Annotated in this window: 21 protein-coding genes; 15 read left to right on the top strand and 6 right to left on the bottom strand. The window is 58.5% G+C overall.

The features are described 5' to 3' along the window. Window positions 1–181 precede the first annotated feature (181 nt). On the bottom strand, window positions 182–1414 hold the full coding sequence (locus tag ABS758_RS01100) for an MFS transporter (protein ID WP_350379877.1): 1233 nt from the start codon (window positions 1412–1414) through the stop codon (window positions 182–184). A 21-nt stretch (window positions 1415–1435) separates the two neighbouring features. Then, on the bottom strand, window positions 1436–2824 hold the full coding sequence (locus tag ABS758_RS01095) for an MmgE/PrpD family protein (RefSeq protein ID WP_350379875.1): 1389 nt from the start codon (window positions 2822–2824) through the stop codon (window positions 1436–1438). 155 nt (window positions 2825–2979) lie between these two features. Between ABS758_RS01095 and ABS758_RS01090 the strand changes: the two genes are divergently transcribed. The 5 genes from ABS758_RS01090 (at window position 2980) to ABS758_RS01070 (ending at window position 8425) form a co-directional block, all read left to right on the top strand. Further along, entirely contained in the window at window positions 2980–3894 is a 915-nt protein-coding gene (locus ABS758_RS01090) for a LysR family transcriptional regulator (protein WP_350379873.1), read from the top strand. A 103-nt stretch (window positions 3895–3997) separates the two neighbouring features. Then, complete coding sequence (locus tag ABS758_RS01085; protein WP_350379870.1) at window positions 3998–5158, top strand: acyl-CoA dehydrogenase family protein; 1161 nt, start codon at window positions 3998–4000, stop codon at window positions 5156–5158. A gap of 12 nt (window positions 5159–5170) precedes the next feature. Beyond that, window positions 5171–6319 (top strand): CaiB/BaiF CoA transferase family protein, encoded by a 1149-nt coding sequence (locus ABS758_RS01080; protein WP_350379867.1) that lies wholly within the window; start codon window positions 5171–5173, stop codon window positions 6317–6319. A 107-nt stretch (window positions 6320–6426) separates the two neighbouring features. Next, complete coding sequence (locus ABS758_RS01075; protein ID WP_350379864.1) at window positions 6427–7434, top strand: TRAP transporter substrate-binding protein; 1008 nt, start codon at window positions 6427–6429, stop codon at window positions 7432–7434. Window positions 7435–7600: 166 nt separating this feature from the next. Continuing rightward, the gene (locus ABS758_RS01070) at window positions 7601–8425 is read left to right on the top strand and encodes an HTD2 family dehydratase (RefSeq protein ID WP_350379862.1); all 825 of its coding nucleotides are present in this window, start codon (window positions 7601–7603) and stop codon (window positions 8423–8425) included. On the opposite strand, the gene ABS758_RS01065 is transcribed toward ABS758_RS01070, so the two are convergent. Further along, window positions 8426–9328, bottom strand: coding sequence for a LysR family transcriptional regulator (locus ABS758_RS01065; RefSeq protein WP_350379860.1), 903 nt, complete (start codon window positions 9326–9328; stop codon window positions 8426–8428). Window positions 9329–9460: 132 nt separating this feature from the next. On the opposite strand from ABS758_RS01065, the gene ABS758_RS01060 reads away from it, so the two are divergent. From ABS758_RS01060 to maiA, 5 genes are read left to right on the top strand one after another with little or no spacing between them, the layout of a single operon-like run. Continuing rightward, on the top strand, window positions 9461–10036 hold the full coding sequence (locus ABS758_RS01060; RefSeq protein ID WP_350379857.1) for a TRAP transporter small permease: 576 nt from the start codon (window positions 9461–9463) through the stop codon (window positions 10034–10036). Beyond that, window positions 10033–11310: a TRAP transporter large permease gene (locus ABS758_RS01055; RefSeq protein WP_350379855.1), complete on the top strand. Its 1278-nt coding sequence runs from the start codon at window positions 10033–10035 to the stop codon at window positions 11308–11310. The genes ABS758_RS01060 and ABS758_RS01055 overlap by 4 nt, the downstream gene beginning before the upstream one ends. Window positions 11311–11357: 47 nt before the next feature. Continuing rightward, complete coding sequence (locus ABS758_RS01050) at window positions 11358–12338, top strand: TRAP transporter substrate-binding protein (protein WP_350379853.1); 981 nt, start codon at window positions 11358–11360, stop codon at window positions 12336–12338. A gap of 54 nt (window positions 12339–12392) precedes the next feature. Then, complete coding sequence (locus ABS758_RS01045; protein ID WP_350379850.1) at window positions 12393–13415, top strand: fumarylacetoacetate hydrolase family protein; 1023 nt, start codon at window positions 12393–12395, stop codon at window positions 13413–13415. Between the two features lie 5 nt (window positions 13416–13420). Further along, a complete protein-coding gene (maiA, locus tag ABS758_RS01040) occupies window positions 13421–14065 on the top strand; it encodes a maleylacetoacetate isomerase (protein ID WP_350379849.1) in 645 nt (214 codons plus the stop codon). On the opposite strand, the gene ABS758_RS01035 is transcribed toward maiA, so the two are convergent. Then, entirely contained in the window at window positions 14066–15439 is a 1374-nt protein-coding gene (locus ABS758_RS01035; RefSeq protein WP_492304483.1) for a nucleobase:cation symporter-2 family protein, read from the bottom strand. Window positions 15440–15738: 299 nt separating this feature from the next. On the opposite strand from ABS758_RS01035, the gene ABS758_RS01030 reads away from it, so the two are divergent. Next, entirely contained in the window at window positions 15739–17265 is a 1527-nt protein-coding gene (locus ABS758_RS01030) for a sensor domain-containing diguanylate cyclase (RefSeq protein ID WP_350379843.1), read from the top strand. Window positions 17266–17272: 7 nt separating this feature from the next. Here the strand turns inward: ABS758_RS01030 and ABS758_RS01025 are convergent, their stop codons facing one another. Next, entirely contained in the window at window positions 17273–17896 is a 624-nt protein-coding gene (locus ABS758_RS01025) for an FmdE family protein (RefSeq protein WP_350379841.1), read from the bottom strand. Between the two features lie 291 nt (window positions 17897–18187). On the opposite strand from ABS758_RS01025, the gene acnA reads away from it, so the two are divergent. After that, a complete protein-coding gene (gene acnA, locus ABS758_RS01020; RefSeq protein ID WP_350379839.1) occupies window positions 18188–20863 on the top strand; it encodes an aconitate hydratase AcnA in 2676 nt (891 codons plus the stop codon). Between the two features lie 85 nt (window positions 20864–20948). On the opposite strand, the gene ABS758_RS01015 is transcribed toward acnA, so the two are convergent. Next, complete coding sequence (locus ABS758_RS01015) at window positions 20949–21791, bottom strand: aldo/keto reductase (protein WP_350379837.1); 843 nt, start codon at window positions 21789–21791, stop codon at window positions 20949–20951. A gap of 35 nt (window positions 21792–21826) precedes the next feature. Here ABS758_RS01015 and panB point away from each other — a divergent pair, with 35 nt between their 5' ends. The 3 genes from panB to ABS758_RS01000 all read left to right on the top strand — a co-directional run bounded on the left by panB (window position 21827) and on the right by ABS758_RS01000 (window position 25236). Then, window positions 21827–22654: a 3-methyl-2-oxobutanoate hydroxymethyltransferase gene (gene panB, locus ABS758_RS01010; protein WP_350379834.1), complete on the top strand. Its 828-nt coding sequence runs from the start codon at window positions 21827–21829 to the stop codon at window positions 22652–22654. A 68-nt stretch (window positions 22655–22722) separates the two neighbouring features. Further along, window positions 22723–23697: a LysR family transcriptional regulator gene (locus ABS758_RS01005; protein WP_350379831.1), complete on the top strand. Its 975-nt coding sequence runs from the start codon at window positions 22723–22725 to the stop codon at window positions 23695–23697. Window positions 23698–23727: 30 nt separating this feature from the next. After that, window positions 23728–25236 (top strand): DNA recombination protein RmuC, encoded by a 1509-nt coding sequence (locus ABS758_RS01000; protein WP_350379830.1) that lies wholly within the window; start codon window positions 23728–23730, stop codon window positions 25234–25236. The last annotated feature ends 30 nt before the right edge of the window (window positions 25237–25266 follow it).

Below are 25266 nucleotides of genomic sequence, written 5' to 3'. Positions count from 1 at the left end.
CACGCCAAAAATTACCAACTTTATTTGCACGAAATCATGCCTGTTCCAGACAGACACTTCGAAAATTTACCAACTTTATTAATTCCAGACTTTTCAGTCGTAACGTATTTGCTAGGGTTCGAGACGTAAAATTTACTAACTTTATTTAGATACCACAGGGGGCAGCGCTTTTGGGCTGATGTCAGGCCGAGCCTGGCTTGAAATCCCCCCGATACCGCCACAGCAGTACCAGGCACACACCTGCCGGCACCATCAGGGTGGCATAGGCAAAGCCATAGCTGCCCGATAACGAAGCAATCCAGCCAAAGATGGGTGGCCCCACCACCACGCCCAGGAAAGTCATGGCCAAGGTGCCGCCGGTGGCCATGCTGGCCATGCCGTCGGGCGCCTGACGGGCAACCTCGGCCAGATAAATGCCGTTCCAGCCAATGGCGCTGCCGCCAAACAGACATAGCACCAGGATCAGCACCCAGCGGGTATCGAGCAGATGCAGGAACGGGGTGGCCAGCGCACACAGGGCAACCAGGGCTGCCAGCCCGGCCAGGGTACTGACAGGGCCCAGGTAGTGGTCAGAGACATAGCCCCATAGCAGGCGGCCACCTACGCCGGCTGCCTGGGACACTGCCAGAATCACGCCGGCGGCCACCAGATCCATGGCCAGATCATGGTGTAGGAACGTGACCATGTAAGAGGTGAGTGACAGCTGGGTGATGGAAAACAAAAAGGACACCCCCGCCAGCACTGCCAGGCTGCGTTGGCTGAACACCAAGCGAAGTGGCCCTGCCAGGCCCTGTCCTGCCGACAGCTTCTGCTTGGGGTTTTGATCGGCATCCAGGGATTTTCTCAGGGGCTGAACCGCCAGTGCGCAGGCAGCATTGGCCGCGGCCACCACCCCAAATGCCGCTTGCCATCCCAGCCACTGCGCCAGACCGGGCACAATCAGACCTGCCAGCACGCCCCCCAAGGGGACACCGGTTTGCTTGATTGAAAACACAAAGGACATGCGATCGGGCGGAGTAGTGCGGGCCAGCAGATGCGAGCTGGCCGGTGTGATGGGGCCATATCCCAAGCCGATCAATATGGCGCCCAGTGCCATCAGGGGCACGGAGGCCAGCGTGGAGAGCAGCAGCCCAAGTGCACACAGGATCAGCCCAGCCTGGCTGGCCCGGATCGCTCCATAGCGGCGAGTGGCTGATCCGGACAGCAAGCTGGCTGCCATGGCGCCCATATAGGCCAGTGCCACATACACCCCGACATAAGCAGTTGGTACATCCAGTACGGCTGCAATGGCAGGGGCGATGGCGGGCAATGTCAGCAGGCTCATCGCCACCAGTGACTGAATCGTCACGGTGGCGGTAAGGGTAATGGCAGAAGAGGCTGTGTTGACTGGGCTGGGCTGCAAGGAAGACGACATCAGTGGTGGTTGAAAGAAGAGTCAGTTGGCCCTGGCCGGTGCCGAAGCGGGTTCTTTGCGCATACAAAAATTGCCTACCCGAGGCGCGTCGGCCAAATGCCAAACCCGCTCGATCAGGGTATCGATTTCGGTGTCGGTGGATGCCTGATGATAGTGGCCCAAACGCCGAACCTTGTCTTCGATCTCGGCCCGGCTGAGGGTATTGTCGGGGTCTCCCTTTGGGGTGTCCACGCGGCCGTGCAAGGTTTGGCCCTGCTGGGTGGTAACCGTGACCTTGCCAATCCAGCGCTGCGGATAGGCCGTGTTGACTTCGTCGTCCAGCTGCATGCTGACCTTGGGCAAGAAGGCGGCGATGTCTGCATCGTTGGATGCATCGTCAAATTCTTGCAAGCCCGCTTTCTGGTGCTTGGCAATCAAACCCAGCACCGTGCCCATTGAAAACTTGGATTGGTGAACCGTGGTGGGTTTGACCACTGGCCCCAGCACGTCGATCGCCCCCTGGTGCACATGTGCCGTGACGTGGGCAATGTCGTGGATGCTCAGGTGATGCGTTTGTACCAGCGACAGCAAGGCATCGGCGGCGGGGTGGGTGTGGCGGCACGAGGCGTGGTACTTGAACGAGGTTTCAAGCAAGGCCCAGCGGGTGCCCAGGCCGTCGGTCAGGCGTGAGGGATCTGCGTCGCTGGACATGCCGGCCGCCATTCCTTGCCGGCCCTCGAGGATCTGGCTGGCGCCCGTAAACCCCTGGCCAGCCAGCCAGGCAGCCATCAGGCCATTGGCCGCTGCGCGCGCCGTGTGCAATTGTTTGGAGTCTGCGCCGTCGCGCAGAAACTCCCACAGGCCTGCCGCCTGCGTGCCCGCAGAGCCCAGTGCGTGCAGCATGCGGGGCGCATCCAGTTGCAGCAGCTTTCCGGCTGCCATGGCTGAGGCCAGGGCGCCGGCGGTGCCCGTGGTATGAAAAATCGTGTAGTGGCTGCGGCCCAGAAACTCGCCAATACGGATGCCGGCTTCGTAGCCGGCCACAATGGCGGTAAGCAGGGCCTGGCCGTTGAGCCCATGTGCCTGGGCCAATGCCATGGCAGGCGGCATCACCACGGCGGCGGGGTGAAACACCGAGCCGTTGTGCACGTCATCCTGCTCGACCATATGGGCGGCAGCCGCGTTGCTCATGGCGGCAAATACCGGGCTGGTGCCCCCGCGAGTGACAATGTTTTCGGCCGGACCGTTTTGCGGCCCCATCACCAGGCCGTACTGGGTAATGGCCTGAACCGTGCGCCCGCTGGCGCCGGCCAGCATCGATCCGATGCAGTCGAGCAAAAGGTCTTCGGCACGTCGCAGGACGGGGGCCGGGATATCCTGGAATTTGAGCCCGGCCAGAAACCGGGTGAGCTCAGCGCTGGGATGTGACATGACGTTCCTGAAATAAGCAGTAATGATGGATGTTTTGTTGTGTGTGACCACGCACAGCGTGGCATTTATCCGAAAGACTTTGCGGGACAGGGAAATTTTTGCCTATTATTGTTTGCTTAAGACGGACTTCAGTAAACATTAAGGGCTCTTGTACGATGGCGACACGCTTCGACCTCACCGATATGCAGCTTTTGGTCAATGTGGCCGGTGCCCAAAGCCTGACCAAAGGAGCAGAGCGCACATTTTTATCCTTGCCGGCAGCCAGCAACCGGGTCAAAAGCCTCGAAGACGCCCTGGGCACCGACCTTCTGTACCGGGGTAGTCAGGGCGTTACGCTGACACCGGCGGGTGAGGTGTTTATCAGGCATGCCCGTGTGGTCTTGCGCCAGATCGAGCACCTGCGTGGGGATATCCAGGAGTACGCGCATGGCATCAAGGGGCAGGTGCGGCTGTATGCCAACACCACTGCCACCAACGAGTTCATCCCTGCCGTGCTGGGGAAATACCTGATCAGCCATCCCGACGTCAACATCGAGTTGCGCGAGCGCCTCAGCTATCAGGTGGTGAAGGCGGTTTCTGATGGCGTGGCTGATATCGGCATTACGGCACAAGGCAGTGGTGGCTCCGGGCTCAAGTATCTGCCTTATCGCACCGATAGACTCGTGCTGGTGACCTATCCGGATCATCCCTTGGCACAGGCCGGGCAGTGCCGGTTTGAGCAGACGCTGGGTGACAACTTCATCAGTTTGTTCGAGTCTAGTGCCATTCATTCCTTTTTGCTCAAGGCGGCCGAAGACATCGGCCAGTTGCTCAAGTTTCGTGTCGAGGTCGGTAATTTCGAGGCTGTTTGCCGCCTGATTGCAGCGCGGGTAGGGATCGGCGTCATCCCGCAGTCGGCTGCGTTGCGCTATGCACAGTTGATGCCCATCCGTATCGTGGCGTTAATCGATGCGTGGTCTTGGCGAAATCTGCATATTTGCTGGCGGGAGGCCGGAGAGTTGCCGGTTTTTGCCCAGGAGCTGGTGGATCTGCTGGTGCGTGACGCTCAGGACAGTGCTGGCTCAGGGTAGACCCTCCGTTGCCTTCTGCAAAAGCCTGGCTTTGGCAAAACAAAATTGATTGCCTTGCCGGATTGCTTCATGCTGCCTGTTCTCCTTCACTTCGAGACAGACTATGTTTGACGCTGCCGGCGACCATCAGGATATTCGGGACGCAATCCGCGATCTTTGCGCGCAATTTGGTGATGAGTACTTTCGCAAGATCGACGAAGCACGCGGCTATCCGGCAGAGTTTGTCGATGCACTGACGCATGCGGGCTGGCTGGCCGCCCTGATCCCCGAAGAATACGGTGGCTCTGGTCTGGGTCTCACCGAGGCCTCCGTCATCATGGAAGAAATCAACCGGGCAGGCGGCAATTCGGGCGCTTGCCACGGGCAGATGTACAACATGGGCACCGTGTTGCGGCATGGTTCTGCCGCCCAAAAACAGCAGTGGTTACCGCAAATTGCCAGTGGTCGGTTGCGCCTGCAGTCGATGGCGGTTACTGAGCCCACCACAGGTACGGATACCACCAAGATCAAAACCACTGCAGTAAAAAAAGATGGCCGCTATGTGGTCAATGGGCAAAAGGTCTGGATCTCCCGCGTGCAGCATTCTGATCTGATGGTGCTGTTGGCGCGCACCACCCCGCTGGAGCAGGTACGCAAAAAATCCGAAGGCATGTCCATTTTTATGGTGGATCTGAAATCCGCCATTGGCAATGGCCTGAGCGTGCGGCCTATCCTTAATATGGTCAATCACGAAACCAACGAGCTTTTCTTCGAGGATCTTGAAATCCCCGAAGAAAATCTCATCGGCGAAGAAGGCAAGGGATTCAAGTACATCCTGGATGGCCTCAACGCCGAGCGCACCCTGATTGCCGCAGAGTGCATCGGCGATGGTTACTGGTTTGTGGATCGCGCCAAAAAGTACGTGTCCGAACGTGAAGTCTTTGGCCGGCCAATTGGCCAGAACCAGGGTGTGCAGTTTCCCATCGCGCGGGCGTTTGTCAATGTCGAGGCAGCCAGCCTGATGCGTTACCAGGCCTGCAGCCTGTTTGACGCTCACAAGGATTGCGGCGCGCAGGCCAATATGGCCAAATTGCTGGCGGCCGATGCCTCCTGGGAGGCCGCCAATGCCTGTCTGCAGGCGCATGGCGGATTTGGCTTTGCCTGCGAATACGACATCGAGCGCAAGTTCCGCGAAACCCGGCTCTATCAGGTGGCGCCTATTTCCACCAACCTGATCCTGTCTTATGTTGGCCAGCACGTGCTGGGCATGCCGCGGTCATTTTAAAGAGTTCTTACCATGCTGCCTTTGCAGGACATTACCGTTATTACGCTGGAACACGCCATCGCTGCGCCTTTTTGCACGCGACAACTGGCGGATCTCGGTGCCCGTGTCATCAAGATCGAGCGTCCGGGAGTGGGTGACTTTGCCCGCGGCTACGACGAACGCGTGCGCGGACTGTCGTCCCATTTTGTGTGGGTCAATCGCTCCAAAGAGAGCCTGGCACTGGACATCAAAAGCCCGCAATCTGCAGAGGTCATGGATCGCCTGCTGGCCAAGGCGGATGTATTGGTGCAAAACCTGGCTCCGGGCGCTGCTGCGCGTCTTGGCCTGTCCTTCGAGGCCTTGCACGAGCGCTTTCCGGGCCTTGTCGTCTGCGATATATCCGGCTACGGCAATGATGGCCCCTATCGCGACAAAAAAGCCTACGACCTTCTCATTCAAAGTGAATCCGGATTTCTCTCGGTAACCGGCGGTCCCGACGAGCCCGCCAAAGCAGGTTGCTCCATCGCCGATATCGCGGCAGGCATGTATGCCTATACCAACATCCTGGCAGCCCTGCTGCAGCGCCAGAAAACGGGGCAGGGGCGTCACATCGACGTCTCCATGCTTGAAAGCATGGCCGAATGGATGTCTTACCCGATGTATTACAGTTTCGAGGGGGCACAGCCGCCTGCCCGCAGCGGGGCTTCGCATGCCACTATTTATCCCTATGGGCCCTTTGCGGCGGGTGATGGCAAAACGGTGATGCTGGGCCTGCAAAACGAGCGTGAATGGCAAGTATTTTGCGAAAAAGTACTGTTGCAGCCCGATCTGGTCAGTGACCCCCGGTTTTCCAGCAATTCGAAACGATCCGCGGCACGGACCGAACTACGCGATCTTATTCTTCAGGTGTTTTCAACGCTGACGGTTCAGGATGTCATCGCGCGCCTGGATGAGGCCCGTATTGCCAACGCCCAGATGAATACGATGGCCGACCTCTGGCAGCACCCGCAGCTCAAGGCTCGCGGCCGCTGGACATCCGTAGACAGCCCGGCAGGCCAGCTGCCAGCACTGCTGCCCCCTGGCGTGGCTTCAAAAGAGGACGCACAAATGGCAGCCATTCCGGCTTTGGGCCAGCACACTGACGCTATCTTGCAAGAGTTGGGCATCACAAAGCTGGTATAAAGCTAGTGCTGATTCAAAAAGGCCTTTTCAGAGCCTTTGCACAGGGTTTGGGTGTCTTGCTGAGGCAAGAACCGCCCAGGCCATAACAACCTTTCAGGAGACCATATATGCAATCCCGTACACTTACCCGCCTGGCACTGGCCTTGGGCATCAGCCTGTCTACCGGCCTGATGGCCTCGGCAGCTCAGGCAGCACCCATGATCATCAAGTTCAGTCACGTGGTGGCGGCCACTGCACCTAAGGGTCAGGGGGCCCTGAAGTTTAAAGAGCTCGCCGAGGCAGCGCTGCCTGGCAAGGTCGAAGTTCAAGTGTTTCCCAACTCGCAGTTGTTTGGCGATGGCAAAGAAATGGAGGCTCTGTTGTTGGGCGACGTGCAAATGATTGCACCGTCCCTGTCCAAATTCGACCGCTACACCAAAAAACTGCAGGTATTTGATCTGCCTTTCCTGTTCGACGACATGGATGCTGTCGACCGCTTCCAGGCCAGCGAAGTTGGCCAGGGCCTGCTGGATTCGATGAAATCCAAGGGCATCAAGGGCCTGGCCTATTGGCACAACGGCATGAAACAGCTGTCCACCAATAAAGACAAGCTCACCCGCCCCGAAGACATCAAGGGCCTGAAGTTCCGTATCCAGTCCTCTGACGTGCTTGAAGCACAGTTCCGTCAGTTGGGTGCCAATCCGCAAAAGCTGGCCTTCTCCGAGGTCTACCAAGCACTGCAAACCGGCGTGGTGGATGGTCAGGAAAACACCTGGTCCAACATCTACACACAAAAACTGCACGAGGTGCAAAAAACCATCGCCATCACCAACCATGGTGATATCGATTACATGGTCATCACCAACGCTGGCTGGTGGGATGGCTTGCCTGACGATATCCGGGCTGGCTTGAGCAAAGCCATGGCAGGGGCTACCGAGTACGCCAACAAACTGGCTGCTGATATCAACGAACGTGATCATCAGCGGATTGCCAAGGCTGGTGCTGCAAAGATCCAGACACTCAGCAAAGAAGACGTGGCTGCATGGCGTAAGGCGATGAAACCCGTCTGGGAAAAATTTGAAGGCCAGATCGGTAAAGACGTGATTGAGGCTGCCCAGGCTTCCAATAACAGCTGACCTACCGATGTGCCGGCTGCCCGCCGCATAAGGTCATGCAAATGGCTGTCGGGCAAGCCGGCCCTCATCAGGCCACGTATTCAATTCCGTGGTTCAGGGCCACAAATTCCCTTGGGTGTTGTTCCTGCCCTCGGGAGGTGGCCTGTTTCTTTTTAAAGAGGCTCTTATGACCGACTTTTCATCCTGGGTGGGACGCCGCGAAACCTGTCACGACAACCTCGATCCTGGCCATGTCCAGCGGGTTGCCCTCAGCCTCGAAGAACCCGTTGTACCAGATGCCTCGTTGCCGCCACTTTGGCATTGGGCGTTTTTTGTTCAGGGCGAACCCTATGCAAAGCTGGGGCGCGACGGGCATCCCCAGGAAGACGCCTTCTTGCCGCCGGCCGGCCAGCGCAATCGCATGTGGGCGGGCGGACGCATTCAGTTTATGGCGCCCTTGCGTGTCGGTGTGCCCGCCGAAAGAGTGTCCGAGATTACAAAGATCGTCGAAAAAACGGGCCGCAGTGGCCGCTTGCAATTCATGACCGTCTTGCACCGCTACATCCAGGACAACATTCTGTGTATATCTGAAGAGCAGGATATCGTCTATCGCGAGCCTTCCACACCGGTGCTTCAGGGCACCACGCCTGTGCCAGAGGCACAATGGCACGAAGACATCACCCCCGATCCGGTACGGCTGTTTCGCTATTCGGCGGTCACCTTCAATGGCCACCGGATTCACTACGATGACCGTTATGTGCGCGAGGTCGAAGGCTATCCCGGCCTGGTGGTGCACGGGCCCCTGATCGCCACCCTGATGGTGGGCGCATTTGTGCGGGCGCACCCAGAGTGCCGGGTGCAATCGCTGTCCTATCGTGGGCTGCGGCCCCTGATTGCTCCCCGGGCGTTTCAGATAGGGGGATGCGTGACACAAGCCGGTACGGCGCAGTTGTGGGCTGCACAGGCGGGCACGCTGGCGCACCAGGCCGAGATCCAGTTCACAGCAGCCTGATCATTTCCAGTCGGTTTGCCTGACGTGCTGGTGCAGATAGTTCACAAAGGCTTCGGCCGCCGGCGGCAGGCTGGCATGCAGGCGGCTGTACACAAAAAATTTGCGTCTGACTTCCGGTGTGTGGATCAGGCGCGCCTGCAAGCCATAGAGCTTGACCAAACTGAGTGCATAAGGCAGGCATGCCGTGATGCCCAGGCCAGCACTGGCCATGCTGAGTGCTGTGCTCATGAAAGCAACTTCGTGGGTGGGGTGCAGGCCGTGCACAGATGCCTGGTTGTTCAGATCCAGTGCCAGGCGCTCGGTAAATTGCCCCTGTAGGGCGATCAGCGGATATTGCATCAGGTCTGCCCAGCGGATGCGCTTTTTGTCTGCCAGCGGATGTGTGGCTGGAAAAACCGCCATAAAAGGCAAATCAAACAGCGGGTCTGCCGTCAGTTCTGTCAGGCCTTCGCGTTGCGGGCCAATCCCGATATCCACTTCACCCCGCAATACCTGACTGATGGCATTCTCGACTGCGCAATCCAGCAGCCGGATGTCGATATCCGGGTGGCTTGCATGGAATCCCGCAATCACCTCTGGAATCAGCGTGCTGGACATCAGTTGCGGCGCCGCAATCCGCACGACGCCCCGGCGCAGGCGCTTCAGGTTATTGATGTTGTCGACCGCGTTGTCCAGATCCCGCAACACCTGCGTGGTGACGGCATGAAATTCTCTGCCAATATCCGATAGCCGCATCCTTCGTGTGCTGCGGTCTACCAGGCGCACGCCCAGTTGGGTTTCCAACTCTTTGATCAGGCCACTGAGGGCCGACTGCGTGATGTGCAGGGACTCTGCTGCCCGGGTAAAGCTGCCGGTTCGGGCCAGGGCGGCAAATGCGCGTAGCTGTCGTAAGGTGACATCCATCAGGATTCCCTATGAATTGATGGGAAAAAACTGTTTGTATGATAGCCGGATTGCGTTTTTAATGGCATAAAACAAGGAGACAAGTCATGTACACCGTTGCCATTTTTCAGGCAGGCCTTTGCGGAGCGCCTTATGTTTGATCGACTGGCCCAGCGCATCACGCACGGATTCGAGATTCTCATTGTGGCCTGCCTGGCCATTATGGGCGTGCTGGTGTTTGGCAACGTTGTGCTGCGCTACGCATTCAACTCGGGCATTGCCATTTCCGAAGAGCTCTCACGGCTTTTGTTTGTCTGGCTGATTTTTCTGGGGGCCGTGCTGGCTTCTGCCAAGCGCATCCATATTGGCTTCGATACCGTATTGCGGCATCTGTCGCGTGGCCCACGGCGCGTGCTGCAAGTGGCAAACGGCCTGCTGATTTTAGCCGGGTGCGCCATCTTCATTGTGGGGGGCTGGCAGCAAACCAAAATCAACTTGGGCAATGTCTATCCCGTGATGGGAATCTCTTATGCCTGGCTGTACGGAGTTGCCCTGGTGTTTGGTATTGCACTGATTTTTCCGGTGAGCAACAACATCCGCCGGGCACTCACGGGGGCCGACGAAGACCTCACTGAAGACCTTGCCGGGCGCATTGAAGATCTTGCCGAGCGTATCGAAGAAGATCAGGCCACGCACACTCGCGCGGGCCGTCCGGGGGATCGCTCATGACTGCTGCTGTCTTTCTGGCCACCTTGCTGGGTCTGATCACATTTGGCCTGCCGATCGCATTCGCCCTGATGTTTTCCGGAGTGGCCCTGATGCTTCTGACTGGGCAGTTTGATCCCCAGACCGTGGTGCAGAACGCGATTTCCGGGGCAGATAACTTTGTACTGATGGCGGTGCCCTTCTTTATTTTGGCGGGCGAGTTCATGAACGCAGGTGGCCTGTCCAAACGCATTGTGGATATGGCGGGTGCGTTTGTGGGGCATTTGCGTGGCGGTCTGGGTTATGTGGCCATTTTTGCCGGCATCCTGCTTGCCAGCCTCTCTGGCTCTGCTGTGGCGGATACTGCCGCTCTGGCGGCCATCCTGGTGCCCATGATGCGGGCCGCCGGGTACGATCCGGCCCGGGCCTGCGGCCTGATGGCGGCTGGCGGCATCATTGCACCAGTCATCCCGCCATCCATCGGATTTCTGATTTTTGGTGTGGTGGCCAATGTGTCCATTACCCGTCTGTTTCTGGCCGGGATTGTGCCTGGCGTCATGATGGGGATGGTGCTGGTGGTGGCCTGGTGGATCGTGGCCCGTCGCCAGCAGGTGGCCGTGTCGCCGCGTGTGCCCTGGGGGCGTCGTCTGCTTCTGTTGGGCCAGGGGGGATGGGCCCTGATGCTGCCCGTCATCATCATTGGTGGCTTGCGCTTTGGTATCTTTACCCCCACCGAATCCGCTGTGGTGGCCGCCGCCTATGCCTTGTTTGTGGGCCTGGTGGTCTATCGCGAACTCACTGGCGCCAAGATCTACGAGTGCCTGCTGTCTACCGCCCGGACGACATCGGTGGTGCTGCTGTTGGCGGCACTGGCCATGGTGGCGTCCTACATGATCACCATCACGGATATTTCCGGGCAGGTGGGCAGCTGGCTGCAGGGCCTGTCAGATCATCCCACGGTCCTGATGGCCGCCATGATGGTCGTGGTGTTTTTTGCCGGGATGGTGCTGGATTTCATCCCCATCGTGCTGATTTTCACGCCTGTGTTCATGCCGATTGTGCTGGCAGCGGATATCGACCCCGTGTATTTCGGTGTGATTTTCATCATGAACTGCTCGGTCGGCATGATCACCCCGCCTGTGGGTGTGGTGCTCAATGTCATCAGCTCAGTGGGCAAGGTATCAATGAACGACGCCGTTCGCGGCATCCTGCCTTTTCTGCTGTCGCTGATGGTCTTGCTGGTCTTGCTGATCCTGTTTCCGGTGCTGGTGACAGCCCCGGCCCAATGGTGGCGTTAAACAGGCCCCTGCCTGATGCCACACGATTTCTACCCAAGGAGACATCCATGAAACTACGTACCTCGCTGTTGGTGGGCCTGCTGGCCACCGCGCTGTCTGGCTCTGCTTGGGCCACTGTCACGGCCAAGTTTGCCGTTACCCTGCCCGAGAAATCGCATCAGGGTCAGGGTGTGGCCAAATTCGTCGAACTGGTTAAAGCCAAAAGCCAGGGCGATATCGTGATCAAGCCGTACTACAGCGGCGCGCTGGGCGATGACGTCAAGGTGACCTCTGCCTTGCAAGGTGGCACGATTGAGTTCACCGTGCCGCAAACCACCACGCTGACAGGCATGGTGAAAGCCTACGAGATTCTGGATTTCCCCTTTTTGTTCAGCAACGATGCTGAAGCCGAAAAAGTGCTGGACGGCCCAGTGGGACAACGCCTGCTGGATACCTTGCCTGCTCATGGCCTGATTGGCCTGGCTTACTGGGAAAACGGTTTCTTTAATGCCACCAACAGCAAACATCCGATTACCAAGGTCGAAGATTTTAATGGCCTGAAATTCCGCTCCATCCAGGCGCGCATCACTCAGGAAACCATCAAGGCCCTGGGAGCCAATCCGGTGCCGCTGGCCGTACCAGAGCTCTATACCGCGCTTGAGACCCACACCATCGATGGCCAGGGTACGCCCAATGCAGTGATTGCCGCGCTGAAGCTGGATGAAGTGCAAAAATACCTGTCTGTGACGCGGCATAGCTATGGCGCGTTTATCCCCCTGGCGTCCAAAGCCTTCTGGGACAAACTCACCCCCGAGCAGCAAAAGATCATCAAGGACTCGGCCGTGGAAGCCCGCACCTATCAGCGCCAGGTCGCTCGTACGCAATCCGAATCCGCCAAGAAAAAAATGATCGAGCACGGCATGCAGGTCAACGAGGTGTCGGATGCCGAGCGCGCCCGCATGAAAGAGCGTGTCCAGCCGGTCTGGAAAATGTTCATCCCCGATGTGGGCCAGGATCTCTTCGATCAGGTTCAGGCCGAGCTGAAGTGATGTTGCGGGCCCCGTGGGGGCCCGTCTTTGCAGAAGTCTTATAACGAGTTACTCATGAAACTTGCCACCCTGAAAAATCAGACCCGAGATGGTCAACTGGTTGTTGTGTCCAAAGATCTGTCCCTGTGTATTGCGGTGCCGCAAATTGCGTCTACCCTGCAGGCGGCGCTGGATCATTGGGAGGTCTGCCAGCACGCCCTGCAGGATGTCTATGGGCAGCTGAATGCCGGCACACTGGCGCAGCAGGCTATGCCTTTTGACCCAGCGGCATGTCATTCGCCCCTGCCACGGGCCTTTCAGTGGGCCGATGGATCGGCCTACCTCAACCATGTCGAGCTGGTGCGCAAGGCCAGAAACAGTCAGGTTCCCGAGTCATTCTTTTCCGATCCGTTGATGTATCAGGGTGGGTCAGACTCGTTTGTCGGGCCTCGGGATCCCATTGTGGCCGATGATGAGTCCTGGGGCATTGACCTCGAAGCCGAGATCGCGGTGATTACCGGTGATGTGGCCATGGGGACGTCACCGGCGCAGGCCCTGGGCGCCATCCGCTTGCTGATGCTGGTCAACGATGTGTCTTTGCGTGGGCTGATCCCGGGCGAGTTGGCCAAGGGGTTTGGCTTTTTTCAATCCAAGCCGGCCAGCGCGTTTTCTCCAGTGGCGATTACCCCCGATGAGCTCGGTACTTCATGGGCTGATGGCAAAGTGCATCTGCCTTTGCGTGTCGCGCTGAATGACGAGCCCTTTGGGTGCCCCAACGCCGGCCAGGACATGACGTTCAGTTTTCCGCAACTGGTGGCTCATGCCGCCCGCACCCGCGAGCTTGAGGCCGGCACTATCATCGGATCGGGCACGGTGTCCAACAAACAGGGGGGCTTGCACGGCTCCAGCATCCGTTATGGCGGTGTTGGCTATTGCTGCATCGCCGAAGTCCGCATGTATGAAACCATCGAGACAGGTGCACCACAAACAGGCTTTATGCGTTTTGGCGACCACGTGCGGATCCACATGGAAGACGCTGAGGGTCATGATCTTTTTGGCAGCATTGAACAAACCGTGCTGCGCCGTCTGCCGGACTGAGACACATGCGTACCCTGTATTCTTATTTTCGTAGTTCGGCAGCCTATCGTGTGCGGATTGCGCTGGGCCTTAAAGGGCTGGATTACCACATTGCACCGGTCCATCTGCTGAAAGATGGCGGTGAACAACACAGTCAGGCATACCGTCAGATCAACCCCGAGGGCCTGGTGCCGGCGCTGGATGATGGGGGTGTCTTGCTGACACAGTCGCTGGCCATCATAGAGTACCTCGACGAGGTATACGAAGGCCCGCGCCTGCTGCCCCCCGAGCCACTGGCCCGGGCGCGGGTGCGCGCATTGGCTCAACTGGTGGCGTGTGATATTCATCCACTGAATAATCTGCGGGTGCTGCGCTGGATGGCCCATGATATGGGGCTTGAGAAGCCGGTCCGCGATGATTGGTATCGCCATTGGATAAACACGGGTTTCAAGGCCCTGGAGGCGCGGCTGCAGGGCTCGCACACGGGTCTGTTTTGTGAGGGCGATGTGCCGAGCCTGGCGGATTGCTGTCTGGTGCCTCAGGTGTACAACGCGCGCCGCTACGAAATCGACCTTCATGCTTACCCGGTGATTGCCCGCATTGCAGACCACTGTGATAATTTGTCGGCGTTTCAGGCGGCGCACCCCGAGGTGCAACCCGACGCAGCGTAGTCAGTGTTTCAGGGAGCCAAACCCCGTGCCCGCTGCAAAGACCGAGGGCTTGTGCGGGGTGCCGCGCTTAAGGTGATTGAACAGCAGGTTCAGGCTGATGGCCATGATGGCGGCCGAGCTGATGCCCGAGTGGAAAATGGTGGCTACCCAGGATGGGAACTGGCTGTAGAACTCGGGTGCTGCGATGGGGATCATCCCGAACCCCACCGAGGTGGCCACGATGATCAGGTTCATATTGTCTTCGTAGTCCACTTTGGCCAGGGTGCGAATGCCACTGGCTGCCACAGTGCCAAACAGCACCAGCCCGGCACCGCCCAAGACGGCGGGCGGTACGGTGGCAATCGCGCGGCCCATCACGGGCAGCAAGCCCAGCACCAGCAAAATGACACCGCTGGCCGCCACCACAAAGCGGCTTTTGACGCCGGTGACGGCCACCAGCCCTACGTTTTGTGCAAAGGCACTCTGGGTAAATGAACCAAATACGGGTGCAATGATGCTGGAGGCCATGTCTGCGCGCAGACCATCGCCCAATCGGCGGGAAGTGATAGGTGTTTTGATGATGTCGCCCACTGCCAGAATATCGGCTGAGGTTTCTACCAGCACAACCAGAATCACGATAAACATCGATAACACGGCGGCGGGGTTGAACTCTGGCAGGCCAAAATGAAACAGCGTGGGCAATGCAAAGGCGGGGCCCGAGGCAACGCGTGAAAAGTCTGTCATGCCTGCCGCCCAGGCAATCAGGGTGCCCAGCACCATGGCCAGCAGGATCGACAGGCGCGAGACCGTGGCATTACCCAGCTTGCTGAGCAACAGCACAATCACCATGGTGGCGGCTGCCAGGCCAATATTGCCCATGCTGCCAAAATCAGCAGCCTTGGCGTTCCCCCCCATCGACCAATGGGCAGCAACGGGCATCAGCGACAGCCCGATGGTCGTGATGACCGAGCCTGTGACCAGCGGCGGGAAAAACCGGATGATCCTGGAGAAAACCGGTGTGATCAAAAGCCCCATCAACGCGGCGGCCATGACGGCGCCAAACACTGACGGCAAATTGCCACCAGAGCTCAAGATGGCCAGAATCGTCGCCACACTGGCAAACGACACGCCTTGCACCAGCGGTAGTTGGCAACCAAAAAATGGGATGCCCAGAGTTTGAACCAGCGTGGCCAATCCACCCATGAACAGACATGAGGCGATGAGAATGCCAATTTCGGCAGACCCCAGGCCAGCAGCCTGGCCCACGATCAAGGGCACAGCAATAATCCCTCCGTACATGGTTAGGACATGTTGAAACCCATATAGTACGTTGGCGGACAAGCCCAGGCGCTCGTCTTCCGGGCGCTGCGTTGGAGTGAGGGTCGGGGTGGTCAAAGCAGTCTCCATCTGATTGTCGTCATGGGATGGCTCTGGCCTTTGAGGTCGGGCGTCTTTCCCATGTTGTATGCCTCTGATATGCCTGAGGCAAGCAAGCCGGCGTACCGACTCAGGGTGTCATTGTGAACCCGGATTTTGCGGTTGAGGTACAGGCAACAGCATATTGTCTATATCCGTGTTTTTATATCGTAAAAAGTCCATACGTACTAACACTAAATCGGCTTTTTGGCTGTCAGGTTGTTTGCTGGTCTGACATTAGGTGGCAAACTGCCACTATTTGATTCGGAACTTCAGACATGAATACGCAGGCGCCCCCTGATTCACAGCCCTGCAATGAGCCCGGCACCCAGCTGCCGGATTTATTTCAGGCCTCCCCCATGGCTTTCTGGCTTGAAGACTACAGCGCGCTGTACGACAAGTTTCAGCAATTGCGTGATGCTGGCGTCAAGGATCTGCGGGCCTGGCTGCAACATGATCGTGACAATCTCGCTGAGTGCGCAGGGTTGATGCGGGTATTGCACGTCAATCAGCAAACGCTCGATCTCTATCAGGCTGAGTCTCAAGAGATTCTGATGGCGCGCCTGCCAGATGTGCTACGCGACGACATGCTGGATGGCTTCCTCGAAGAACTCGACCAGCTCTGGCAGGGTAAAAACCAGTTTCATGGCCTTACCGTCAACTACACACTCACCGGAAAACGGCTGGATCTTTCTCTCAAGGGGGTTGTACTGGCCGATGTGGCACACCCCTGGGATCGTGTTCTGGTCACCATGGAAGATGTCACCGAGCTGCAGAATCTGAAACGCCAGGCACAAAACAGCGCCCGGGATGCTCGTGAGTTTTTTCAGCAGGCCCCTGTCTCTTTGTGGGTCGAAGATTTCAGCGCCATCCGGTGCCTGTTTGCCGAGCTTCGCAAAATAGGGGTTACTGATTTTCGTACTTTCCTGGATGTGCATCCCGAGTTCGTCTATCGCTGCATGCAGGAAATCCGGGTGCTGGACGTCAACGATTACACGCTCAAGATGTACAAAGCCTCGTCACATGCCGAGCTCTTGTCGCGGTTAAGCGATATTTTCAGCGATGAGGCGCATGTCTCGTTTGCCGAACAGTTGCTCGACCTCTGGGATGGCCGGCTGTTCCATCAGCGCGAGGTGCAAAACCGTACGGTGCAGGGGGATGTCATGTATATCCATCTGCAATTGTCGGTGTTTCAGGGGTGCGAGGAGACCTGGTCGAAGGTACTGGTATCCCTTACCGACATCACGGCACGCAAAAAGGCCGAAGCCTACCTCGAATACCTGGGCCAGCACGATGTACTGACACAGCTGAAAAACCGTTCTTATTTTGTGGATGAGCTAAGCCGCCTGGCCCGCAAACACACGGCGCCGGTAGCCATGATTGCGCTGGACCTCAATAACCTCAAGCGTACCAACGACGAGTCTGGCCACAGTGCGGGTGACGATCTCCTGCGCAGGATGGGCGAAGTGCTTAACAAGGTGGTGGATCGTCCCGGGCATGCGGCACGCATTGGGGGCGACGAATTCATGGTGATCCTGCCCGGCACGGAAGAACCCGCCGCGCAAGCGGTTCTGGATAACATCCGCTCGCTGATCGAGCTGAACAATCAGTATTACAGTGGGGCGCCCCTGACTGTTTCAGTAGGGATGGCAGTGTGTCGCGATCCCAGTCGGCTGGAAGCCGCCATGAAGCAGGCCGACGAGGCCATGTATGCCGACAAGCTGGCGTATTACCAGCAGCACGGCCGCCGTCAGGATGAGGCGGCCGAGGCCGACCCGCCGCGTGAAGCGGCAGGGGGGGCTTGAAGATCAATCAGGCGTGGGCAGCTGACTTTACCCAGCTCAGCGAGACCAGGCCGGGCTGATCGTGTGCCTCAAGGATACGGCGTACGCGGTCTTGCCAGAGTGCGCCAAATTCTTGCTGCTGGGCAGCGTCGGCTTGTCCGGACAGTATCCGTTGCAGCAGGGGCATGGCGGCCGGCGAGCCCGGCACCCCTTGGGCACTATATGAAACCTCGACGCTGGTGCCGGTGTCGCGGCGGGTAAAGCGGATCTCGCCCGCCATGGATTGGTCGAATTTCAGCAGATAGCGGCGGTCGTGCTGGCCGGCCAGCCCTTTGAAGCCGGTATCGGTGGTTGCGCCGGTAATCAGGCACACCACATTGGCAATGACGCCAGTGACCCCATTGGTGGCTTCGTCAGCAAACTCGACAAGAATGTCGCCGCGCTGGGGCAGTGAATCCGGATATAGGGCTTGCAGTGCCTTGACCGTCATCAGCCAGGCGCCGGCAACGGTAGGGCAGGAGTGACCGGCCAGCCGCACGGCGTCTTCGTAGCCGTATTCGATTTGCCCATCATCCGACGCTCCCAGCATCTGGGCAAGTGGATCGTGCAGGACAATCCGGGGGGCTTCATGAAAGAATGCGGGAAACGCCATGGCGTGGACTCCGAGAATTCGCAAAATCCCAGTGTAGGCATCCTGCGGGGCACAATGGCTGTTTGACCCTGTCGTGTGTCGGGTTTGTCCAGCGGGTATCCTTGATAAGAATCAATTTTTACGGACAATTGTGCCGTGGGTGCTATGGTCACTTGCCGCCTTCCTATAGCCCTTTTTTTGGCAGGGCAGGGATGGAGACCCTGTACCGATGCGTGTAAGATGGTTTTTATCAGGCCAGCCGCGCTTTCGCAGTGCAGGCTGGCTACAGTGTATTTGATCGGAGGACTTGCAATGGCTCACCCAAATAGTTTTGGCGCACGCTCTACCCTGGATGTGGGGGGTAAGCCCTATCATATCTACCGGCTTGGGGCCCTGAAAGACCACGGGCTCGACACGTCACGCCTGCCCTATGGCCTGAAAATCCTGCTCGAAAATCTTTTGCGCACCGAAGACGGCGGTGATGTCACTGCCGACGACATCCGTGCCCTGGCGTCCTGGGATCCCAAAGCACAACCCAACCGTGAAATCTCCTTTACGCCTGCCCGCGTCATCCTGCAGGATTTCACTGGTGTGCCCGCCGTGGTGGATCTGGCCGCGATGCGCGAAGCCATGCAAGCCCTGGGGGGAGACCCCGAGCGTATCAATCCCCTGGCACCGGTAGAACTGGTCATCGACCACTCCGTCATCGTGGATGATTTCGGACACAACGACTCCTACCGTCGCAACGTCGAGATCGAATACCAGCGCAACGTCGAGCGCTACAAGTTTCTGCGCTGGGGGCAAACCGCCTTCGACGGCTTCCGTGTTGTGCCTCCCAGTACCGGTATCGTGCACCAGGTCAACCTCGAGCACCTGGCCCGTGGCGTGTTTACCCGTCAGGTGGATGGTGGCACCGAAGCCTATCCGGACACCTGTGTCGGCACCGATTCGCACACGCCAATGGTCAATGGCCTGGGCGTGGTTGCCTGGGGGGTTGGTGGCATCGAGGCCGAAGCCGCCATGCTGGGCCAACCAATTTCCATGCTGATTCCCCGTGTGGTGGGCTTCAAGCTGTCGGGCGCACTGCCCGAAGGCACCACGGCCACCGACCTCGTCCTTACAATCACCGATATGCTGCGCAAGCACGGTGTGGTGGGCAAGTTTGTCGAGTTCTTTGGCCCGGGTGTGGCCGCGGTACCGCTGGCCAATCGTGCCACCATCGGCAACATGAGCCCCGAATACGGCTCCACCATCTCGATCTTCCCGATTGACGATGAAACCCTCAATTACATGCGTTTCACTGGTCGCTCAGACGAGCAGGTGGCTTTGGTCGAGGCCTATGCCAAAGCCCAGGGTCTCTGGCACGACCCCAACCACGAGCCCGTGTATTCCGAGCAGCTCGAGCTCGACCTGGCTACTGTGGTGCCGTCCATTGCCGGCCCCAAGCGTCCCCAGGATCGCATCCTGCTGACCGAATCCAAGCCTTCGTTCCAAAAATCCCTGGCCGCCTTGCCAGGTTCGCCCAAGTCCAATCCGGCCAGCGTGCATATGGGCGACGGCGTCGATTTTCAGATCGATCACGGCGCAGTGGCCATTGCTGCCATTACCTCCTGTACCAATACGTCCAATCCGGCAGTCATGATGGCTGCGGGCCTGTTGGCCAAAAAAGCGGTCGAGCGTGGCCTCAAGCGCAAACCCTGGGTCAAGACATCCCTTGCCCCCGGATCCCGCGTGGTCACCGATTACTTCGAGAAGTCCGGCCTGACGCCTTACCTCGAGCAACTAGGCTTCAATCTGGTGGGTTACGGCTGCACCACCTGCATCGGTAACTCCGGCCCGCTCATCCCCGAAGTCTCCGAAGCCGTGCAGGCCAACGATCTCGCTGTTACGTCGGTCTTGTCGGGCAACCGCAACTTCGAGGGCCGGATTCACTCTGAAGTGAAGATGAACTACCTGATGTCACCCCCTCTGGTGGTGGCTTACGCCTTGGCCGGGTCGATGGATTTCGATCTCTATAAAACGCCGCTGGGCAAGGATACCGATGGCAAGGATGTGTTCTTGCGGGATCTCTGGCCCACCAGCCAGGAAATCCAGGAAATCATTCAGTCATCCATCACCGCCGACATGTACAAAAAGGGTTACTCGGATGTGTTCGCGGGCAATGATGCCTGGCGCGGCCTGCCTACGCCCGAGGGCGGGCTGTATGGCTGGGATGACCAATCCACCTATGTGCGTAATCCGCCTTACTTCGAGGGCATGCAGCAGGCCCCGGACCCCGTCCACGATATCCGGGGCGCCCGCGTGCTGGCCAAACTGGGCGATTCCGTCACTACCGATCACATCAGCCCGGCGGGTTCCATTGCCAAAGATTCTCCGGCAGCCAAATACCTGCAGGCCAAAGGGGTCGCACCCAAGGATTTCAACTCGTATGGCTCCCGTCGGGGCAACCACGAGGTGATGATCCGTGGCACGTTTGCCAACGTGCGGCTGCGCAACCAGATCGCGCCCGACACAGAGGGCGGCTGGACACGCGACTTCACCCAGGATGGCGCGCCGGTGTCCACGATCTTTGACGCTTCGCAAAACTACCAAAAGGCGGGTATCCCGCTGGTGATTCTGGCAGGCAAAGAGTATGGCTCGGGCTCTTCCCGAGACTGGGCTGCCAAAGGCACCGTTCTGCTGGGTGTTCGTGCGGTCGTTGCCGAATCCTACGAGCGTATCCACCGCTCGAACCTGATCGGCATGGGTGTGTTGCCGCTACAGTTCCCAGAGGGCCAAAACGCCGATACGCTGGGCCTGCGGGGCAAAGAAACCTTCGAGATCACCGGTATCGAGGCTTTCAACGACGGCAAGACGCCCAAAACCGTGCACGTCAAAGCGGGTGATGTCGAATTCGACGCGCTGGTGCGTATCGATACGCCCAGCGAAGCCGCCTACTACCGCCACGGTGGGATCTTGCAGTACGCCATCCGGCAGCTGTTGCATTAATCGGGCGCCAGCAGGGCAAACAGGGGATGGCCTCTGTTTGCTGCGGGTATAAGGCAACAGGCTGCAAGGCCTGTTGCCTGTTTTTTTAGCCTTTCATCACATGAAACCGATCGGGATCGGGGCCGATCCGGCCGGTCTCATTATCCAGGCCGGCAATGCGTTGCATGGTGGCGTCATCCAGAAGCAGGCTCCAGATATTGAAGTTTTCCCGGATGCGTTCGGGGTGCGCTGATTTGGGGATCGCGATATGCCTTTTTTGCATATGCCAGCGCAAGACCACTTGTGCGGGCGATGCCTGAGCCTGATGCGCAATTTCGAGAATCACCGGGTCTTGCAGTATCTGACCCTGCCCCAGAGGGCTCCAGGCCTGGGTGAGGATGCCGTGATCGTCGTGGTAAGCGCTAAGTGCGGTTTGTTGCAGGTAGGGATGCAGTTCGATCTGGTTAACGACAGGCAGCACGCCCGTTTTGTCCAGCAACTGCTGCAGGTGTTCCATCTGAAAATTGCACACGCCGATTGATTTTGCCCGCCCATCATCGTGCAACTGGATCAAGGCTTCCCAGGCGTCGAGGTAGTGGTTTTCTTTGGGTACCGGCCAATGGATCATGAACAGATCGACATAATCCAGTTGCAGTCGGTCGAGGCTTTCTTGCAGTGCCTGCTTGGCATCTTCCCGGTGGTGGCGGTTGTTCCAAAGCTTGGTGGTGATAAACAGTTCTTCACGGGGCACCCCGCACTGGGCGATGCCCTGGCCCACCTCGGTTTCGTTGCCGTAGATGTAGGCAGTATCGATGGCACGATAGCCGGTTTCGACTGCTGCCTTGATGGCGGGAACAGTGGCCTCGCCCGTGAGTTTCCAGGTGCCCAGACCCAATTGCGGGATGCGGCGCCCATCGTGAAAGGTCAGGTACGGCTGATTGCTTGCCATGGTAGTCTCCATGAATCTTTATCCGGAGTAGATCAATGAGTGTACATAGTAGGGGGCAACGCGTCACGGTGCCTCAGTTGATGGCTTACAAAGGCTCACGCAAAATTGCCGCGCTCACGGCATACATCGCGCCCATCGCGCGCTTGCTGGATGAGGTCGTCGACATGATTCTGGTGGGCGACTCCACCGCAATGGTGGGGTACGCATTACCCGATACGCTGTCTATCACCGCCGACACCCTGGCCGCGCATGCGGCTGCCGTGGTGCGCGCCACCGAGAAAGCCTGCGTGATTGTGGACATGCCCTTTGGCAGTTATCAACAATCCCCGCAGCAGGCTTTTGCCCAGGCGGCTTCCATGATCGCCGCCAGCGGGGTGTCGGGGGTCAAGCTCGAAGGTGGACAGGTGCTTGCAGACACCACAAGATTTCTGGTCGAACGGGGGATTCCCGTGCTGGCGCATGTGGGGTTGATGCCCCAGTATATGAACACCATGGGTGGTTTCAAGGCGCAGGGGATGGACGCTGCCGCAGCGCAGCGCATTCTTGCGGACGCCCGGGCCCACGCACAGGCCGGTGCCTTTGGGGTGGTGCTCGAGGGTATCAGCGAGCCTCTGGCCCGTGAGATCACAGCAGCGCTTGAGATTCCCACTATCGGCATTGGCGCTTCGCCTGCCTGTGATGGGCAGATCCTGGTTACCGAAGATATCCTGGGCCTCAGTGGTGAACACATCCCCAAATTTGCCCAAAAATTTGGCGATGCCGCCCAGGTGATTCGCCAGGCAGCACACGATTATGCTCAATCTGTGCGGCAGGAAACATTTCCGACGCTTGATCACTGCTTTGGGGTGCGGCGAAAAGGCTAAGATAATGAAACCAATGGTTTCAATTTAATCGGATCACCTCGATCCGAGCTTATGCGCGTCGCAATGATATGGAAATCCGTCAACTTGAGGCGCTGAACGCAGTCGTCAGTACAGGTAGCGTCACAGCGGCAGGCCGTCTCCTGGGGCGCTCTCAACCGGTTGTCAGCCGCCAGATCAGTGATCTCGAAGCCGAACTCGGATTTGTGCTCTTCGAGCGTACGCGGCCCAACATCACGCTCACCGAATCCGGCGCCGAGTTCCACCAGCAGGCCCGCGGTATTTTGGCTGATCTGAAACAGCTCGAAGGCCGGGTGCTGGGGATGCGCAATGGCCAGCAGCGGCCCCTGCGTATTTTGGTTACCTCCGACCTCGCGCGCAGCATTCTGCCATTGGCACTGGCCTTTATCGACCCAATGCATCCGGTCTTTCACCAGGCCATGGTTGTCGAAGAAGCCGTCCACGAAATCACCCCACAAGACATCTTCAACAGTCGTGCTGATTTTGCGCTGATCAACCTGCCCATTGATACCGAGGGCCTGCGGGTGCATTGGTGTGGCCAGGCGCCTTGCCAGCTGGCGCTGCCTGCGCACCATCCACTGGCCAGCTCAACCGACATGCTGCACCTGGACAACCTCACCGACACCGATGTCATCACCTTGCTGGGGCGTTACCGGATGCGCTATCACCTCACCAACCGTCTGGTTCAGGCCACATCGGCCAGTACCCGACGGCACATCGAGGTGGGCAGCCAGCAAACGGCACTGGCCATGGTGCGTGCCGGGCTGGGTGTGGCCCTGATTGACCCCTTCACCGTGCAGGCCAACTTGCTGGAGGGCCTGGTGCTGCGTCCTGTGCGGGCCGATGTCCATTATCGGATCGGGGTGGTCTCGCAACGCTCGCACGAGGTCTCCGACGGTGCCCAGCGCCTGATCCGTGGCTTGCACCAGCATGTCCGCAATACGGTTGCCCAATTTGTAGATGTTGAAGTCAATGGCATGCAATCCGAGGCACGGCCAGGCACGGAAATCACGCCCATCGGCTGAGTGCACTTCCAGGGCGGCGCGCATGCGTCGATGGTCCCTTTGCGTGGCCGCCTGTGCGATGATGTCAGTTTGCTTGGACAGACGCAGGATCGTATCGTGATGTCGTTTTCTTTAGACGTGGTGTTGGCGTTGATTTTGGCCTTGCTGGCGGGCGGCTTGTCTGTCTGGTGGCTATTGCGCCGGCGTTTGGTAGCATTATCCCAGCAGGCGCAGTTGGCCCACCACGAGCAGGTACGCTTGCAAGCCACGCTGGATGCCCAGGCTGGCCAGATCAGCCAGAATCAAGCTGATTTGGCTGCGGCGCGTGAGGCAGCCGGCCAATGGCAGGCCAGGGCACAAGAGCAAGACCTCGAACTCACCCGGTTGCAGGCCGTGCACCACGAGAAACTGGCACTCATCGAAGAGCTGAAACTCAGTTTCGAGCAGTCCAGAGCCAGTCTGCGCACCGAATTCCAGAATCTCGCCAATCAGGTGCTCGAAGAAAAAGGCAAAACATTTGCACAGACCAGCCAGGCTTCCCTGGATGGCCTGCTGCGGCCGTTTCGCGAGCAAATCGAAGGCTTTCAGAAGCGCGTCAATGAAGTTCACGACGCGTCACTACGCGGGCAAACCCAGTTGGGGGCCGAGATTCGGCGCGTGCTGGATATCGGCCTGAAAATGAGTGCTGAAGCGCACACTTTGGCGACCGCGCTAAAAGGCGAGAAAAAAATCACTGGCAACTGGGGTGAGATCCAGCTCGAGCGCAGCCTGCAGCTGGCCGGCCTGGTGCAGGGCGATCACTATCAGGCGCAGGCAAGCTTTCAGGACGAATCCGGACATCGGCGCCAGCCTGACTTCATCATCAAGCTGCCCGACGACAAGCATCTGGTCATCGACAGCAAAGTGTCGCTGGTGGATTACGATCGTGCCATTGCGGCGGAAACCGATGCCGAGCGGGAAACGGCCTTGTCGGCGCACGTGCTGGCGGTCAGGCATCACATCGACGACCTCGCACACAAGGATTACAGCAATTTGGTGGGCATGAAAAGCCCCAGTTTTGTGCTGATGTTCATGCCGATCGAGCCCGCCTACATCGAGGCAATGAAACATAACCGCGATCTTTTTGACTACGGCTATGGGCGTAATGTGATTCTGGTGTCTCACACCACACTGATGCCCATTCTCAGAACCGTGGCCAACCTGTGGATGGTGGCCCGGGCCAACGAGCAAACACGGGCGCTCAGCGATATGGCGGGCGGCTTGTACAATCAAGTGGCCGTAGTGGCAGAGCGTCTGCAAAAATTGGGCAATACGCTGAATACTGTCAGCACGCATTACAACAGTGCTGTTACTGCGGTGGCAGGCCAGCAGGGCCTGTATGGCAAGGTTAACCGCTTTGCCGAGCTTTCCTCCAAGGCCAACAAACAGTTGCCGGCACTCGACCCCATGCATGCCGACATCGAAGTCCAGCGCCTCGATGCTGTATTGCCGGATGCCCCGGACACGGGCACCGAACCTCCCCCAGATACGCTGCTGCAGCAAACCCGTTCGCCCGAATAAGCCCGACGCAGATATTGTTCATCACTTATT

This window comes from Castellaniella sp. FW104-7C03 (genome assembly GCF_040276085.1).
Classification (GTDB): domain Bacteria; phylum Pseudomonadota; class Gammaproteobacteria; order Burkholderiales; family Burkholderiaceae_B; genus Castellaniella.
This window is presented reverse-complemented; position numbering and strand designations above follow the sequence as displayed.

Excerpts from the sequence above, each read along its gene's own strand:
- ABS758_RS01025 (WP_350379841.1), bottom strand. The coding sequence starts at position 17,896 with ATGGCGTTTCCCGCATTCTTTCATGAAGCCCCCCGGATTGTCCTGCAC.
- ABS758_RS01070 (WP_350379862.1), top strand. The coding sequence starts at position 7,601 with ATGACCGACTTTTCATCCTGGGTGGGACGCCGCGAAACCTGTCACGAC.
- ABS758_RS01095 (WP_350379875.1), bottom strand. The coding sequence starts at position 2,824 with ATGTCACATCCCAGCGCTGAGCTCACCCGGTTTCTGGCCGGGCTCAAA.
- ABS758_RS01075 (WP_350379864.1), top strand. The coding sequence starts at position 6,427 with ATGCAATCCCGTACACTTACCCGCCTGGCACTGGCCTTGGGCATCAGC.
- ABS758_RS01050 (WP_350379853.1), top strand. The coding sequence starts at position 11,358 with ATGAAACTACGTACCTCGCTGTTGGTGGGCCTGCTGGCCACCGCGCTG.
- ABS758_RS01055 (WP_350379855.1), top strand. The coding sequence starts at position 10,033 with ATGACTGCTGCTGTCTTTCTGGCCACCTTGCTGGGTCTGATCACATTT.
- ABS758_RS01005 (WP_350379831.1), top strand. The coding sequence starts at position 22,723 with ATGGAAATCCGTCAACTTGAGGCGCTGAACGCAGTCGTCAGTACAGGT.
- panB (WP_350379834.1), top strand. The coding sequence starts at position 21,827 with ATGAGTGTACATAGTAGGGGGCAACGCGTCACGGTGCCTCAGTTGATG.
- ABS758_RS01090 (WP_350379873.1), top strand. The coding sequence starts at position 2,980 with ATGGCGACACGCTTCGACCTCACCGATATGCAGCTTTTGGTCAATGTG.
- ABS758_RS01000 (WP_350379830.1), top strand. The coding sequence starts at position 23,728 with ATGGTCCCTTTGCGTGGCCGCCTGTGCGATGATGTCAGTTTGCTTGGA.
- ABS758_RS01065 (WP_350379860.1), bottom strand. The coding sequence starts at position 9,328 with ATGGATGTCACCTTACGACAGCTACGCGCATTTGCCGCCCTGGCCCGA.
- ABS758_RS01030 (WP_350379843.1), top strand. The coding sequence starts at position 15,739 with ATGAATACGCAGGCGCCCCCTGATTCACAGCCCTGCAATGAGCCCGGC.
- maiA (WP_350379849.1), top strand. The coding sequence starts at position 13,421 with ATGCGTACCCTGTATTCTTATTTTCGTAGTTCGGCAGCCTATCGTGTG.
- ABS758_RS01060 (WP_350379857.1), top strand. The coding sequence starts at position 9,461 with ATGTTTGATCGACTGGCCCAGCGCATCACGCACGGATTCGAGATTCTC.
- ABS758_RS01015 (WP_350379837.1), bottom strand. The coding sequence starts at position 21,791 with ATGGCAAGCAATCAGCCGTACCTGACCTTTCACGATGGGCGCCGCATC.
- ABS758_RS01085 (WP_350379870.1), top strand. The coding sequence starts at position 3,998 with ATGTTTGACGCTGCCGGCGACCATCAGGATATTCGGGACGCAATCCGC.
- ABS758_RS01045 (WP_350379850.1), top strand. The coding sequence starts at position 12,393 with ATGAAACTTGCCACCCTGAAAAATCAGACCCGAGATGGTCAACTGGTT.
- ABS758_RS01100 (WP_350379877.1), bottom strand. The coding sequence starts at position 1,414 with ATGTCGTCTTCCTTGCAGCCCAGCCCAGTCAACACAGCCTCTTCTGCC.
- ABS758_RS01080 (WP_350379867.1), top strand. The coding sequence starts at position 5,171 with ATGCTGCCTTTGCAGGACATTACCGTTATTACGCTGGAACACGCCATC.
- acnA (WP_350379839.1), top strand. The coding sequence starts at position 18,188 with ATGGCTCACCCAAATAGTTTTGGCGCACGCTCTACCCTGGATGTGGGG.